Source organism: Paraburkholderia sp. CNPSo 3281 (assembly GCF_024206515.1).
Classification (GTDB): Bacteria; Pseudomonadota; Gammaproteobacteria; order Burkholderiales; family Burkholderiaceae; genus Paraburkholderia; species Paraburkholderia nodosa.
In genome coordinates, this window is the sequence record NZ_JAMBPS010000010.1 from 72,516 (window position 1) to 87,866 (window position 15,351).

Below are 15,351 nucleotides of genomic sequence, written 5' to 3' on the forward strand. Positions count from 1 at the left end.
CGTGCAGGTATACCAAACGCCCAGCTGTGTGTTACCCCAATAAAAAGAATGACTGATTCCCCGAGTATCGGGTTCGGCGCACTCGCGACGCTGCCATCGCGAGAGCCGTGAGACGCCACAGTGGCCGCGGCGCGTTTGCGATCAGCACGTGTTCGCATTGACTCGGCAGGGCGTCCGTGCGCGAACGTCGACTCAACCCGCGCAAGCGAAATTGCATTCTCTTTGCCCCGGCTTGCCACCGCTCGCCTTGAGCGCGAATGCCCGCCAGGTCCATGAGACTTTGGCGGGCACGCGGATGAGTCAGCCTGAACTAGCCGAGGTTACTGAACAGGATTCCTAAAAAATTCGCCGACATCCAGAGATCCCAATCCAGCTGCCGGCGCGTCGCGAAATCTTTAGAAAGTGTGTCGAATACCGATCTGCATGGCCAGTTGGTTGGCCGTGGTCGATGCGAGGTTGCCGTACAGAGAACCACCCGCGCCCGGAACCGAGTACGGCGTCGAAACGAGGAAGCTGTCCGCGAACTTCTGCCCTGCGAACGCATGCTGGAATACACCGAACATGTAGACATCGGTGCGTTTCGAAAGGTGATAGTCCACGCCGGCACTGTAGAGGTTGTACTTGCCGAGGCGGTGCTGGTCTACATAAGTGAAGCCGCCACCTACCGTGAGCATCGGTGAGATCTTGTAGCTCGTGCCGACCTCGTAGGCATTTACCGTGACTACACCGAGCGGGCTCTTCGACGCATTCGTGTACGTGTACACACCATTTATCGACCACGCCTCGTTCAGGTTCACCATGCCGCCAACGGCGACCGTGTAGATCGATTCCGCGTCGAGCGCAACCTGCGCCATCGTGCCGACGCCGCGCGTTGCATTGCCCCCGTCCGTCTTTGTGATCACGGCAGCCATCGAATATGGTGCGTTGAAAGTGCCGGTCGGGCTGTACTTGATCCCGCCGCTAATTACCCGCGGGTTGCCGGTCGGCGTGCCGCCGAAGGCGCCCGCAATATTGCTGAAGCCATACATCACGCCCGCGCCGAAGCCATGCCAGTTAGGCGTTTCGTAGCGCACCATGTTGCTCACCGGCTCGCCCGCGAGGCGGTCGATGTCGTAGGCGCCGTGGAACGCGTATGAAGGCGCGAACTGAGCGACGTTCGTGTAATAGGAGATGTAGTCGTAGGTGAAATCGTAGTCGTAGCCGGCGATCAGCGTACCGAACCTGTCGCTCGACAGACCCACGAACGCGCGGCGTCCGAACAACGCGCCACCGTGGCCCGCAGCGCCGGTGTTCAGCGAAAAACCATTCTCCAGAGTGAAGATCGCCTTCAGTCCACCGCCCAGATCCTCCACGCCTTTCAAGCCCCAGCGTGACGCCTGGTTGATACCGTCATCCATTTTCCAGAGCGAATGACCGCCCGCGTTGCTCACATAGGTGAGACCATTGTCGATGATCCCGTACAGCGTCACGCTGCTTTGCGCGTGCGCGCCACCCGCCACCACGGCCGCTATCGCGCCCGCCAAAAGCTTCTTCTTCACTTGACGATCTCCTGAAATTGCGGGCTTTAGCACCCGCTTTATTTACTGCTGTATTTCCGTCGGCCGCCGCCGGCTTCGAACTACTTGCTGCGAGAGAGGTGGCGCGAGGCGAGGAAGTAATGCACGGCCGACCATACGAGCGCCAGGCTGACCGCCAGCATCGCGTAGCGAATGCCGTAAGCCGAAGCGTCGTGACACGCTGATGCGAAGGGCCCCTGAACGGCGGCGACTGCGCCATGCGGACCGTGTGCGCCGCCCGCCCCACAAACCAGCTTGTACTGGCCTTGCGTGAACTGGCGTACCGCAAGACGATCGCTAAGCAATCCTACGGTTGTCGGCCCCAGGCCCTGACCCACTAGATTCATGAGCAGGAACACACAGGCCGATGCCGTGGCGCGCATGCGCGGTTCGACGATGCCATGCACGACAGCGAAGGTCGGGCCGTTCCACATGCTCAGCAAGATCGTGGCGCCGAAGATCAGCGCGACCGCGGCGGGCCATTGCTCCAGAGTGAGCGCGAATGCCACGAGCGGGAAGCCGATTGCCGTGCCGAGCGCGGGCACCCAGGCATACCAGCGGCGATTCTTCGCGCCCAGCGAATCGGCGAGCAGGCCGCCCAGCGGGTTGCCGAGAAGGCCGCCCACGCCGATCATGAGGCCGAAGATCAGACCAGCCTGCGCAAAGCTCAGGCCGTACACGCGGTTCAGATAGATGGGGATGAACAGGTTGACGCCGTACTGCGCGAAGCCGCCGATCACAGTGCCGAGCAGCATATGCACGAAGGCGCGGCTCTTGAACAGAACGGCAAGCACATCGCTCAGCGGCGGCACGGGGGCCGCGGCGTGCGCACCGCCCTCCTCCGCCCCGCCACGCTTCGGTTCGCGCAGCGTGATCCAGGCAAGCAGCCCAAAAATGAGTCCCGGCAGGCCGACCACGAAGAACACCGGGCGCCAGCCCATGTGCTGGACCATCAAGCCGCCGCCTAGCGCGCCGGCAAGCACGCCGATGGGCGGCCCGAACGCATAGATGGAGAGCGCGCTTGCGCGGCGGCGCGGGCCGAACTGGTCGGAAATCAGCGAATGCGCGGTGGGCGTGCTGCCCGCCTCGCCAATGCCCACGCCAAGCCGGTAGACCAGCAGTTGCCAGTACGCGCCAGCGGTGCCGCACAGCGCCGTCATGACCGACCAGGCGCCAATAGAAAGCGCGATCAGCACGACACGGTTGAAGCGCTCGGCAAGACGCGCGATCGGCAGACCCAACAGCGAATAGAAGATCGAAAACGCGAGCCCATTCAGCAAGCCGAGTTGCAGATCGCTCAGGTTCATCTCGATTTTCATCGACTGGCCGACGACCGCGATGATGATCCGGTCGACAAAACTCGATGCGTAGATCAGAACCAGGAGCAGCAGAAACCAGCTGCGGTACCAGCCAGCTTCAGACCGGGCTCCGATGTTCTGGGCTGTCAGTTCCTTCATTGTGGTGTCTCCGAGGTGAGCCTCAGTCATGCTTGGCTCGCCGTTTGTATGCCACAAAGCGTCTGTGGGATTTTTTATGGATTCTGTAGCATAATTTTTGGGTGCGCAAGGCTAACTCGCGTCAACGGCATCCTCGTTTTCACTAGGGCGAATCATCTAATCAATGCAGCCGCCGGAGACCGGAAAAGTCACAGCGGGCCGCAAAGGCGCGCTGGCCAAGGCGCTGCCGGCACGAGGCGGCCAACTGCAAAAGGACGAAGAGGGTGAGACGCGACAAGCAGAAATTTGTTGCGCACGCAACGAATATGGCCGACCAGCGTGTCACTCATCTGGTGCCATTTAAAGTTTTATGTTTGGTGCCGCGGATACTACGAGTGGCGCGCCTGGTATGAGTCGCCAGTTTTTCCCGCGCAGGATTGTGGCAGGAACCCCGTTCCTGTAGCTACGTCTGGTCCACTGGACGAAAAACCAGCTCAATAACGTTCAGGTCGCTCTCTCGGCCGATTTGTCGCCGCAGGCACAAATGCAATGATTCACACGCGCGGCCCCTCGGCGAACGCACTGTGTCGTGGGCTGGGCATCGCACAGGCGCGCAAGCAGATCCATCGAGCCAATAACTTACGTCAGAAGTCGAGACTGTACAGCGTCTACACACGGTGGCTGCAGGGAACCCGCGCACCGCCTGGCGCATAAAGAAGGCGACTCCCGAAGCCCCATTCCCCCTCCCTGCAGGCCCCTCATGCGTTAATGTCGCGCTCGCTGGCGAGCCACGCTCGCCATCCACCAAATTCGGATATATCGGTTCCCGACAGCACGCCATAGGGTTCACACAGGAAGCCGGTCACCCACGAGCCGTCCGACAGTTCGACCTTCCCCAGTACGAGCGGAGACGGCACGGTTGCCATGAACGAGCCCAACTCGACGCTCGGCATTTCCCAGACTTCGACGGCAACCCTGGCGCCGTTCTCAGCAACTCGCCACAGTCCCGGGCGTCTAGTGCCGTCCGCAGAAGCCGGCAGCGCGGCCAGCCGATAATGGGCTGCCGTATGCGTTACCTGCATCCGTTGCGCGCCTCGCGAAACCAGGTCCTTGTTCAGCGGCAGCCCTTGCATGTGAGCACCGCACACCGCGACGCGAATCCGGTCGTTGGCCGCTACTCGTCGCGCGGAAGGCTCAGGGTAGCTTCCGCCAACGCATTCGATACCACTCGCCGTTTGCAGCATATCGGCAACGCCCAACAGATACTGGTCGGTGAACGCGCGGCCGAAGACCGTTACGCCCCACGGGAGTCCGTTCTTCATGAACCCAGTTGGCGTGGCGACAGCCGCGTAATCCAGCAGATTCATGAAGTTCGTGTAGTAACCGAGCAATGAATTCGGCCCAATTGGGTCCTCTTCCAGTTCAGCCAGCGTCACAGGGCGCGGATAAGTCGGCGTTAGTACGAAGTCCAATGAATCGACCACCGCATCGCAAGTTGCCTTCAACGCCTGCAGGCGATATTGCGCGCGAAACAGTTCAACCGCCGTCGTACCCGGCGCCTTGGCCAGGACGTCTCGAATGACAGGAAGCACAGCGTCTGGCGTCCAAGACATCAACTCGCCGGCCACGCTGTAACGCTCGGCAACCCACGGGCCCTGATAAAGGAGATTCGCGGCCTCGACAAAGGGTTCGAAATCAATCTCCACAGCCTCGCCACCTGCTGCTTCCAGGCGCGCACGAGCCCTCTCGAACAGTTCCGGACTCTCAGCGCATCCCGCGAATTCAAGCCGCGCCGGAACCCCAAACCGGAACGATGCTGGCGTGCCGAACGCGCCTGCCGTGTTCCACTGCGGGTTTTTGCGACTGTATGCATCGCGCGAGTCGGTTTGCGCGGTCAATGAGAGAAGCTCACTGGCCTCTTCGGCGGTGGCCGTGAAGAACGTCACGCAATCAAGCGTGCGGCAGGCCGGGACTACACCCGCCATCGACAGGATGCCCCTGGTCGGCTTGAGTCCGATGAGATTATTCAGGGCGGCGGGCACACGGCCGGACCCTGCCGTGTCGGTCCCGAGTGCGAAACTTGCCACGCCTAATGCAACGGCAAGCGATGAACCGGCGCTAGAACCACCCGCCGGGTAGTCAGGTAGGACACTGTTGCGACATTTTCCGAATGGCGAACGCGTGCCGTTCAGACCCGTAGCAAACTGATCGAGATTGGTCTTCCCAATCGGGATCGCGCCAAGCGCAATCAGTTGGCTGACGAGAGTCGCGGACTCCTCCGACGTATACGCAAAGTCGGGGCATGCGGCGGTCGTGGGAACTCCGGCAAGGTCGATGTTGTCCTTGATTGCGAACGGCACGCCGTACAACGGCAGACGCTCAAAGTCTTGCTTCTCGAGCCACTCAAGGTACGGCGCGACTTCGCTTTCGTCCAGAAGATGAATAAAGAGGTTGAACTCCAGATTCAGCGCGCTCGCCTTTCCGAGCAGTTCTGCCACAAGCTTGCGTGGCGTGAGGCGTCCATCACGATACGCGCTACGGAGCGTCGAAAGTCGCAGATCGAATGTCGGCATGGTTCTCTGTCCTTGTAATTAGTGACGGTCAATGACTGCGACTCGCTGCCCTGCGCGCACGGGCGAGCCAGGTGCCACGTAAATTTCGCCGACTGTCCCCGCACACGAGGCAAACACCGAGATCTCCATCTTCATCGACTCGATAATGAGCAGTACGTCGCCAGCGGCAACGACGTCTCCAGTCTTCACCTTCACCTGCCAGAGGCTGCCAGCGATTTCACAGTCCACCGGGACTTGTCCGTCCTTTAGCGGAGCCAGTTGGGCGTTCTCCAGATCCGGTGCCTCGCTTGCCTCTCCCGGGGTGCCCGCTTCGCGCCAACGCTCGCGCTCGGCCTGGAAGGCCGCTTTCTGTCGCGAACGGAACGTGCCAATGCTGACCGCTTCGCTCTCAAGAAACGCTTGATAATCCGGCAACGAGAGTTCCGACTCTTCAATCCTCAACGGATAACGCCCAAGCGGAAAATCAGCGCGGATGCGAAGCAGTTCGTCGGCCGACACTTCGTAGAAGCGAATCTGGTCGAAAAAGCGCAACAAATAGGGCTGACCGGCGAAATCTGCGACCTTGCGATAGCGATTCCACATCTGCAGCGTGCGACCGACGAACTGATAGCCGCCGGGCCCTTCCATGCCGTACACGCAGAGATACGCGCCGCCAATGCCGACCGAGTTCTCCGCGGTCCAGGTACGGGCCGGGTTGTATTTGGTCGTCACAAGGCGGTGACGTGGATCGAGCGGTGTCGCAACGGGTGCGCCCAGGTAGACGTCACCGAGCCCCATCACGAGATAGCTCGCGTCGAAAACGATCTCTTTTACGGCTTCGATGGACTCGAGGTCGTTGATCCGGCGAATGAACTCCAGGTTGCTCGGGCACCACGGCGCGTCTTTGCGCACCGTGGTCATGTATTTTTCAATCGCGAGCTGGCACGCCGGGTCATCCCAGGAGAGCGGAATGTGAACGACTCGCGACGGCACGCGCAGATCCTTCTTCAGCAAGACCTGCTCCCACGCCTGACGTACAACGTCCAGCAATTGCACGAGCGCCAGTTGCTCCGGTCGATAGTGAATCTGGAGAGAACGGACGCCAGGCGTCAGATCGATAACGCCGGCAAGCGCCGTGGCCTCGAGAGACTGCATGAGCGCGTGCCCACGAAAGCGCGAGACGAGGTCCAGCTCGGCAGGTCCAATTTCGAGCAGCAGGTGCGTGTCGCCGGACATGCGCGCCACGAGCCGCTCGCCGCCCGAACCCATGTCGAGCACGATCGGTGATGTGAGGGACGACCGTCTGCAGATCGGCGCGCTCGACTCGACCTCGAGACTGTCCAGTTCGCGGGCGCGTTGACGTGCGGCTTCACGCGCCTCTTCCACCTCCACCGGAACAAAGCGGATCTTGTCGCCGGCCTTCAACTGCCCGATGTGCCAGATGTCGGCCTCGATGATCGTGACCGGACAGACGAAGCCGCCGAGACTCGGCCCATCGGGTCCGAGAATCACTGGCATATCGCCGGTGAAATCGATCGCGCCGACCGCATAGGGATTGTCGTGAATGTTCGATGGGTGAAGCCCCGCCTCGCCGCCGTCTTCGCGCGCCCACTCCGGCTTCGGCCCGATCAGGCGAACACCGGTACGGCTCGAGTTGAAGTGAACTTCCCAGTCGGTGTCGAGGAAGCGTTCGATGTAGCGGGAGCTGAAGTACTCAGGCGCGCCATGCGGACCATAGATCACGCGGATGCTCCGAACCTCTTCGAGCTTCGGCACGTCGTTGAGCGTCTTGCCAGCCCGCGAGTTCTCGAGTGTATAGAGGTGAAGCACGTCCCCCGCGCGTATTGCGCGGCCGCCATGCCCGCCGAACTGACCGAGCGTGAAGGTGCTACGGCTGCCGAGATACACACCGACGTCCAAACCGCCGCGTACGCACAGATAAGCGCGTGCGCCGGCGCCGCGAATGGTGCCGAGCGACAACGTCGAGCCTGCCGGGACAGGGAGACTCGTATTCAACGGTTGCTTGACGTCGTCGAGCAGTACGGGAATTTCTGCCCCCGTGATGGCGACGACGGCGTCCGTATTGAAACGCAGCGTCGGGCCGCTCATGGTGATTTCGAGCGCAGCGGCATCCGGGGCGTTGCCAAGCAGGCGGTTGCCCAGCCGCATGGCGCGGTCATCCATCGGCCCGGAAGGCGGAATGCCGACCGCCCAGTATCCCAGACGGCCGGGGAAGTCTTGTACCGTCGTCTGCGTACCGCCGCTGACGACTTCGACCGTACTGGCCTCGTACTTGAGTCCCTCGAGGCACCGGGTCCATGGTTCGCCCGATGCAAACGGCTTGTCGTCCAGGATCTGACGCAGATAGTCGCGGTTCGTCTCCACGCCGTAAATGCGCGTGTTTTCGAGCGCGTCATTTAGCGCGCCGCGGGCCTCGTCGCGAGTCGGAGACCAGGCGATCACCTTGGCGAGCATGGGGTCGAAGTACGGCGGCACTTCGCAACCGGCTTCAATCCACGTGTCGATGCGAAGCGCGCGACCGTCGGCTTGCGGGAACACAACGTCGGTCAGCAGGCCGGGGCTCGGCTTGAAGTCCCGACCGGGATCTTCCGCATAGAGCCGTGCCTGAATCGCATGGCCGCGCGGCGTCAGGTTCGCTGCGAGTTCCTGCAACGGCTTGAGCGTGCCCGCTGCCAGCTCGATCATCCACCGCACGAGGTCGACACCCCACACCTGCTCGGTAACGCCATGCTCCACCTGCAGGCGCGTGTTGACTTCGAGGAAGTAGAACTGCCCGGCTGCGCTGTCGTACACGAACTCGACAGTGCCAGCGGAGCGATAGCCCACCGCCTTCGCGAGCTTCACCGCAGCCGCACAGAGTGCCCCGGAAATCCCATCCGGCAAGCACGGTGCGGGCGTTTCCTCGAGCACTTTCTGGTTGCGCCGCTGCACGGAGCAGTCGCGCACGCCGAGTGCGATGGCATCGCCCTTGCCGTCTCCGAAAACCTGCACTTCAAGATGTCGTGCCCGCTCGATGTACTTTTCGAGGAAAACGCCGGAGTCGCTGAAATTGTTTTCGCCCAGTCGCTTCACGGCTTCGAAATGCGCACTGAGTTCGGCCGCGTTCCAGCACACACGCATGCCGATACCGCCGCCGCCGGCCGTGCTCTTCAACATCACCGGATAGCCGATGCCTTCTGCCGCTTCCAGCCCGGCCATCAGGTCACCGAGCAAGCCGGTGCCCCTGAGCATCGGCACGCCTTCCTTCTCCGCGATTTCACGCGCCGTGTGCTTCAGGCCAAAGGCACGCAGCTGCGCGGGCGTGGGCCCGATGAACGCAATCCCTGCCGCTTCGCAAGCCTCGCCAAAGGCAGCGTTCTCGGACAGGAATCCATACCCCGGATGAATGGCCTGCACGGCCTCGCGGCGAGCGATCTCGAGGATTTTATCCGTGTCGAGATAGGTCATCGCGGCGGGGCCATCGCCCAGGCAGTGCGCGATGGGCGCCTCGCTCACATGACGGCTCGCTCTATCCGCCTCGGCAAAAACGGAGACTCCGGTGACATCGAGTTCGCGCAGCGTTCTCAGAATCCGGCACGCGATAGCGCCACGATTGGCGATAAGAATCTTCTCGAACATGGGAGAAATCTTGATTCAGGGGCGGGCCGTCCCGCCGTGGGAGATGCGAGCCGCGGTCGTCCACGGCCGTATTCGCGTCAGCGATCTGCCTGAGTCAGCGCTTCGCTGGTAAGCGTGAAATGACGTCCCGCGCGCACGAGCATGACGAACGAGATCCAGCTGCGCATACGCTTCAGTCCCATATCAGGAGTTCCGCTGGCGTCGGGTTATAGGCGTTGCACGGATTGTTCAACTGAGGGCAGTTGGAAATCAGCACAATGACGTCCATCTCGGCACGCAGTTCGACGTACTTCCCCGGTGCGGAAATGCCGTCTTCGAAGCTGAGCCCCCCTTCCGCCGTCACGGGCACATTCATGAAGAAGTTGACGTTCGCGCCAATGTCCTGCTTCGAGAGGCGGCCGTCATGTGCGCAAGCGCGCAGGAAGTTGTCGCGGCAGCTGTGCATATAGCGCTTTCCCAGCGCATAGCGCACGGTATTGCTCTCCTGTGCGCAGGCGCCGCCGAGCGTATCGTGGCGTCCGCAGGTATCCGCAACGACGGTCAGCATGGGATTGCCGAGATTCGAGTACAACACGGAGCCCGCCGTCAGGTAGAGCCTCTTCTGACGACGCAAGGTGCGTTGTGGGTCGAAGCGCTCGCGCGGGTCGGCGACGCTGTAGAACAGGGTATCGACCGCCTGGTTGCCTTCCAGATCGACGATGCGCAGTGTCTGGCCCGCCCTCACCTCGTGAAGCCAGGGCTCACCCGCAGCCACCGTCTCGCGGTAGACCGCGCTCTCGGGCTGTTTGTCGCTGACGACAAGCGTGCTCATCATGAAGTCGCCTCCGCTCAAAGAAAGAATCGCTCTGTGTTGATGAAGCCGCGCACGTTTTCCTCGCATGCGCTACGACACACTTCGGCCACGTTGGGCTGCGCCTCGCTCAACGCGAGTTTCACCGCCTTGGGCGCATATTCAGGGTTCGGGTCAAGCGGGTGCTGAATCGCGGTGAGCACGACAAGCGTGTTCATTGGCGCATACAGTTCAACGTAGTCACCGGCCTTCGAGTTGTTGCTCACGAAATTGAGCTCCCCTTCGCCGGTGACATCAACGCGGCTGAAAAGGTTGAGCGTCATCAGCAGGTCTGAGATGTCGAGCCCCCATTTGCTCATCTCGACGAGCAAATTGTCCGTGCCATTTCGGTAGAACGCGTTGCGCAGTTCCTGATAGCGGCCAGGACCATACCGCGCCGTGACCTCCTCGGCGTTCGAGACGCCTCCGATGCTGTCGTGCCACCCGCATGTGTCGTCGACGATGGCAGCGAGAACACGCCCCATATCGGAGTACAGGCAGTGACCCGTCGTGAGCTTTGCGGTGTGCTGGCACTTCAGCGAATCCGGCAGGTTCAGTCGCTCACTCTTCTCCATTGCATTGACCATCATGACGCTGACATTGGCGCCACCGTGCAGGTCAGTCACGCGCAGAGATTGCCCGCGCTTCACGATGAGCGAGGTATGGCCCCCGCCCGGTACGGTTTCTTCAAGCAATAACTTCATGTTCGAATTCCCTTCATGAAACCACTTCGATGCTGGGCGCGCCTTGAACCGCCGCGCGCGCCAGATGCACCGCGGACACCGATTCGCGGCTGCGGTCGAGTGGAATGTTGTAGGTAATACGGGCTCCGTAGGCGCCCGGGGCGTGGGGGTCCACGCGTACCTTGTCGAAAACCAGCACACGGCTTCCCAACGTGAAGCCTTCTTTCAAGTCATGCGTAACCATGAAGATGGTTAGCTTCGCTTCACGCCACAGATCCGAGAGCAGTGCGTGCATGTCCTTGCGGATACCGGGGTCGAGTGCACCAAACGGCTCGTCGAGCAGGAGGACGCGCGGCTTCATCATCAACGCCTGCGCAATGGCGAGGCGTTGTTGCATACCACCGGAGAGTTGCTGCGGATATTTGTTCAAGGCCGCACCGAGTCCCACCCGCTCGAGCATTGCCGCGGCCTCGTCTCGCGCGGCGCGCCGTTGCGCTCCGAAGAGTCTGCCCGTGAGCTTCGCTTTCGGAAGCTCCAGTCCCAGCATCACGTTGCGCAATACGCTAAGGTGCTCGAACACCGAGTAGCGTTGAAACACCACGCCACGATGGGCATCCGGTTCGCCGGGCAGCGGTTGGCCGTCGAGCAGGATCTCGCCGCGCGTCACTTGCTCCTGACCGAGCAGCAGTCGCAGAAATGTCGACTTTCCGCAGCCGGAAGCGCCGACCATGGAACAGAACTCGCCCTCCTGGATCGTCAGATTCAAACGTTCCAGAACCACCTGGCCGCCGTACTCTTTCCATACATTGCGGACTTCGATCATCGTCCACCTCCGCCGTACCAGGGAAACGACCACTGCGTGATCCGGCGAAGCAGTTCATCGGTGAGCCACGCGAGCAGCGTTATCCAGGCGACGTACGGCAGAATCAGGTCCATGGAGAGGTAGCGGCGCACGAGGAAGATTCGGTAGCCAAGGCCATCCGTCGACGCGATCGCTTCCGCGGCGATCAGAAACAGCCATGCAGCCCCGAGCGAGAGACGCATCGCCACCAGCAGGCGCGGCAAAAGTTGGGGCAACACCAGACGCAGAATCACCGTCCAGCTCGTGGCCCCCAAGGTCTGGGCCTTGACCCACAGCTCAGCGGGAATATCGCGGGCGCGAGCATGCAGGTCGCGAACGATCATGGGTGTAATGCCGAAAACAATGAGCACGACCTTGGATAGCTCATCGAGCCCGAAGACAATGAAAAGGATCGGCAGGACCGCCAGCGGAGGCACCATCGAGACGACGGTGATGAATGGCGAGAGCGTTGCGCTGACGAGCGGAAACGAGCCGGTGGCGATAGCGGCCACCAGTGCAATCACCGCGCTCACGACGAGGCCGATACCCAGTCGTCGCAAACTCGAGAGGGTGTCGTCCCACAACAGATATTCACCCGTGCGCTTGTCTTCGGTAAATGCGACCGCCTTCACGGCATCGCTCATTTGCACCGCGCCCGGAAGCAGCTTGTCATCGGGATTGAGCTTGAGCCGCGCCGCAGACCCCGTGAAATACACGGCAAACAGTACGACGAACGGCAGCAGGAGCAGCATCATGCTGCCGATTCGGCTCGGATGTCGATTGATGAGTCGCATGGTGACCGCCTGGTTGTTGCTTCGGAATCAGTCTCAGAGCTTGCCCGCAGCGGCCATCTCGACGTAGCTCGGGTCGAAACGCAGCTTGACGTTGTTCTTGTCGCCGACGATCAGGTTCTTGTCGAACGCCATGCCTATGGAATCCGCACTCTTGGCATCCTGGCCGAGCAGACCGTGGTCAAAGGAGAACTTCGCCACGCGCGTCATGATCTTCGGCATGTCCGGGCTCGTGACGAAAGCGACTGCCGCCTGAGGTGTGTAAAAGAGCGCGGTGGTCGACAGCTGCCCCTTGAAGTTCGCAAGGTCGGTACCGGAGGCCTTCGCCATCGACGTGAGCGCGCTGGTGCTGGCCGCCGAATTGCTGTGCATCAGCGCAACCATCTCGAACCATGCGCCCGTCAGTGCCTTACCGAGTGCCGGGTTCTCTTGCAGCGTCTTCGTGTTGACGACCATCATGTCCATGATTTCGCCGGGAATCTTGCTCGAATCGAAGACTTCGGTAACGTTCGGCTGCGCCTTCAGATCGGCGAGCATCGGATTCCATGTCACCGCGTTGTGAACTGTCGGGGTCGCGAATGCGCCTGAGATATCCGCGTCGGATGTATTCACAACCTTGAGATCACGCTCGCTCATATGCGCGCTTTCCAAAGCGCGTGCGAGCAGGTAGTGAGAGACCGAGAACTGCACGAGGTTGATCTGCTGGCCCTTCAGGTCGGCGATCTGCTTGCCCTTGCCCTTCATGAGCACGCCGTCGTTGCCGTTCGAGTAGTCGCTCACGATCAGGGCAGTCGAATCGACGCCGCCCGAGGCCGGGATGGTGAGCGCATCCATGTTGGTCATCGCGCAGCCGTCGAACTTGCCAGCCGTGTACTGATTGATGGATTCAACGTAGTCGTTTAGCTGAACGACATCGATCTTGATGCCATACTTCGTGGCCCACTTCGAGATGATGCCTTGGGTTTTTGCTTGCCCCCACGGCATCCAGCCGGCGTAGATAGTCCAGCAAACCTTGAAGTCGCTGCGGCCCGCGGCGAACGCGGCACTTGAAGCGAAGGTGGCGAGGGAGACGGCGGCGATGCCAAGACAGCGAACGAGCTTGCGCATGAGGTTGACCTCGAAGGGAACGGTTAGCAACGGCAGGGAGCAGCGCAAACATCGCGTTCTCTCCCGGGCTTTTATCCCGCCGTGTAACCTCGCCTGAGGTCGACAGCTCTCGGACCAGCACCTGCGAGAAGCAGGCCGGAACCCTAGCTGTCCATTTCCAGATTGTCTGACGAACCGGATACTGCGCCGGCTCCTTGCCCATTCCTTGAAGCGAGAAGCGTGCCAATGAAAAAAGGCAGGCATTTGTGGCGCGTGAGGCATTTCCCCTGCCCTGCGCCGGTACCAACGTGCACTGGCATGCATCATGGCGCACCCGTTTCGGGCGCTGCGACGGTCGGATACAAATGCGACATCGGCAACGAATAGCCGCGCGCCGCCTGGCTGGATATCCAATGCCTCCTCGACGGATTCCTTGAGATAGCGATGTGACGACTCGACGCTACCCTTCTCGTGAGCCAGACCACGATTGTTGGGAGTTCCGCTATCTGCAAAACTCCGGCAACTCAATTGTCCGCCGCGTTCTCATCGATGCCATCAGCAACCGGAAGCACAGATCGTCGCCCTTGTCCGACGGTCAACGTGATTCCTGGACGTGGAGCGCCTGGCAGTTCCGGCTCGCCTTCCCTGTACATGAGCGCCCCTTCGAGAAGTGCGCGCGCATGCAAGGGAACAACCCAGCCTTGCGGCCGGCTGCCTCCAGTGGTCAGCCGGTCACCACCGGCTGCGATGCCGGCTCACCATTACCTGTATCGAGGCGCTCGTACTCCGCAATGAGTTGCGCACCGAACAGCATCAGGGTCGCGAGAGTTTCGAGGCTGAAAAGCACGACGATCGCCGTCGTCAGCGTTCCGTAGACGACGCTCACCTCGGAAAGCGTCGCGAAATACCACACCAGCACGCGTCGCGTGATCTCCCACAGCACGCCGGCGGTGACCGCGCCGACGAACGCATGACGCAGCGTCGTGCGCCCCGCCGGTATCACCAGGTAAATCGCTGTCAATACCAGAATCTCTCCCGCGAAACCGCACAGATACAGCACAACCCGGGTCGCGCCCGTCAACGACACCGCATGACCGAACAGCACGATGCTGTCGCTTGCTACGGCATGCAGGCCGCTGGAGACGAGCGTCACCACCAGCACGCCGATCCCGAGAGACAGGCTGAACAGATAAGGCACGATTGCCGACAGCAGAAAGTGTCTGCGCCTGATCGCAACCCGATGTACGAAAATGATCGAAAGCGCGTTCTCAAGCACCGTGAACGCAAGCGAGCTGAAAAAGATCATCGTGACAACGAGAAACCAGCCAATCACGGAGCGATGTGCGAGAAAGCTGGCAAGCTCCGCCACAATCGCTTTCGACTGCCCCGGTACGAGCCATTCGAGCAAACGGGCAAGGGTATCGAGCAGCAACTGCTCTCCAACGAAATGACTGAACGCGATCGCGACGAGTATCAGGAGCGGCACGATAGACAGCAACGCGTAGTACGCGATCGCCCCTGCCAGCAGCAACCCCTGGTTCCTGCGGAACGCCGTGCACACCTGGAAGACGAACCGGAGGGGATGCCGGGTAACAAAGCGCAGCGCCTGTCCGCGTGGATGATCGGTGTTGCTCACGTGAAGCTATCCTGTTTCGTCCGCTCCGAGCAGCGTTCGCCTGCGCCCGGCGCGAGGCGCGCGCCCAAGGCCGCGCCGCCTGGGCTCATTGTGCAGGTGACGTCCTGAAGCACACAGCGTACTGATCCGCCCTGCGCGAAGCCAATTGCGGCGCCCCCGGCCCTGCATATCGAGTGCGATGGAAAGGGCTTTGCCTCGCGTACGAACTGCCCTTCTCGCGTCGTCGTCCCGCCCCGGTGCATAAAAACCTTCACCTTCGTCCACATTGAACTCCGACCTGTCAGCGAACATCGGCGCGCAGA

10 protein-coding genes and 1 riboswitch are annotated in these 15,351 nt (G+C 61.3%); all 10 genes read right to left on the bottom strand.

The window, feature by feature from the left end:
* Positions 1-395: 395 nt before the first annotated feature.
* A complete protein-coding gene (locus tag M3I56_RS13605; protein ID WP_254354386.1) occupies positions 396-1,538 on the bottom strand; it encodes a porin in 1,143 nt (380 codons plus the stop codon).
* Between the two features lie 80 nt (positions 1,539-1,618).
* Positions 1,619-3,013 (bottom strand): MFS transporter, encoded by a 1,395-nt coding sequence (locus M3I56_RS13610; RefSeq protein ID WP_254354387.1) that lies wholly within the window; start codon positions 3,011-3,013, stop codon positions 1,619-1,621.
* Positions 3,014-3,750: 737 nt separating this feature from the next.
* A complete protein-coding gene (gene atzF, locus M3I56_RS13615) occupies positions 3,751-5,565 on the bottom strand; it encodes an allophanate hydrolase (protein WP_254354388.1) in 1,815 nt (604 codons plus the stop codon).
* Between the two features lie 18 nt (positions 5,566-5,583).
* Positions 5,584-9,183 carry an urea carboxylase gene (uca, locus tag M3I56_RS13620; RefSeq protein WP_254354389.1) on the bottom strand — a complete coding sequence of 1,200 codons (3,600 nt, stop codon included), beginning with the start codon at positions 9,181-9,183 and terminating at the stop codon, positions 5,584-5,586.
* A gap of 172 nt (positions 9,184-9,355) precedes the next feature.
* Complete coding sequence (locus tag M3I56_RS13625; RefSeq protein ID WP_254354390.1) at positions 9,356-9,997, bottom strand: urea amidolyase associated protein UAAP2; 642 nt, start codon at positions 9,995-9,997, stop codon at positions 9,356-9,358.
* A gap of 14 nt (positions 9,998-10,011) precedes the next feature.
* Positions 10,012-10,716: an urea amidolyase associated protein UAAP1 gene (locus tag M3I56_RS13630; RefSeq protein ID WP_254354391.1), complete on the bottom strand. Its 705-nt coding sequence runs from the start codon at positions 10,714-10,716 to the stop codon at positions 10,012-10,014.
* 13 nt (positions 10,717-10,729) lie between these two features.
* Positions 10,730-11,518 carry an ABC transporter ATP-binding protein gene (locus tag M3I56_RS13635; protein ID WP_254354392.1) on the bottom strand — a complete coding sequence of 263 codons (789 nt, stop codon included), beginning with the start codon at positions 11,516-11,518 and terminating at the stop codon, positions 10,730-10,732.
* Positions 11,515-12,330 carry an ABC transporter permease gene (locus M3I56_RS13640; RefSeq protein WP_254354393.1) on the bottom strand — a complete coding sequence of 272 codons (816 nt, stop codon included), beginning with the start codon at positions 12,328-12,330 and terminating at the stop codon, positions 11,515-11,517. The genes M3I56_RS13635 and M3I56_RS13640 overlap by 4 nt, the downstream gene beginning before the upstream one ends.
* Positions 12,331-12,363: 33 nt before the next feature.
* Positions 12,364-13,434, bottom strand: a complete 1,071-nt coding sequence (locus M3I56_RS13645) for a putative urea ABC transporter substrate-binding protein (RefSeq protein ID WP_254354394.1) — start codon at positions 13,432-13,434, stop codon at positions 12,364-12,366.
* 58 nt (positions 13,435-13,492) lie between these two features.
* Positions 13,493-13,592: riboswitch (guanidine-I (ykkC/yxkD leader) on the bottom strand.
* Positions 13,593-14,137: 545 nt separating this feature from the next.
* The gene (locus M3I56_RS13650; protein ID WP_254354395.1) at positions 14,138-15,049 is read right to left on the bottom strand and encodes a YihY/virulence factor BrkB family protein; all 912 of its coding nucleotides are present in this window, start codon (positions 15,047-15,049) and stop codon (positions 14,138-14,140) included.
* Positions 15,050-15,351: the final 302 nt, after the last annotated feature.

Excerpts from the sequence above, each read along its gene's own strand:
- M3I56_RS13610 (WP_254354387.1), bottom strand. The coding sequence starts at position 3,013 with ATGAAGGAACTGACAGCCCAGAACATCGGAGCCCGGTCTGAAGCTGGC.
- atzF (WP_254354388.1), bottom strand. The coding sequence starts at position 5,565 with ATGCCGACATTCGATCTGCGACTTTCGACGCTCCGTAGCGCGTATCGT.
- uca (WP_254354389.1), bottom strand. The coding sequence starts at position 9,183 with ATGTTCGAGAAGATTCTTATCGCCAATCGTGGCGCTATCGCGTGCCGG.
- M3I56_RS13625 (WP_254354390.1), bottom strand. The coding sequence starts at position 9,997 with ATGATGAGCACGCTTGTCGTCAGCGACAAACAGCCCGAGAGCGCGGTC.
- M3I56_RS13630 (WP_254354391.1), bottom strand. The coding sequence starts at position 10,716 with ATGAAGTTATTGCTTGAAGAAACCGTACCGGGCGGGGGCCATACCTCG.
- M3I56_RS13635 (WP_254354392.1), bottom strand. The coding sequence starts at position 11,518 with ATGATCGAAGTCCGCAATGTATGGAAAGAGTACGGCGGCCAGGTGGTT.
- M3I56_RS13640 (WP_254354393.1), bottom strand. The coding sequence starts at position 12,330 with ATGCGACTCATCAATCGACATCCGAGCCGAATCGGCAGCATGATGCTG.
- M3I56_RS13645 (WP_254354394.1), bottom strand. The coding sequence starts at position 13,434 with ATGCGCAAGCTCGTTCGCTGTCTTGGCATCGCCGCCGTCTCCCTCGCC.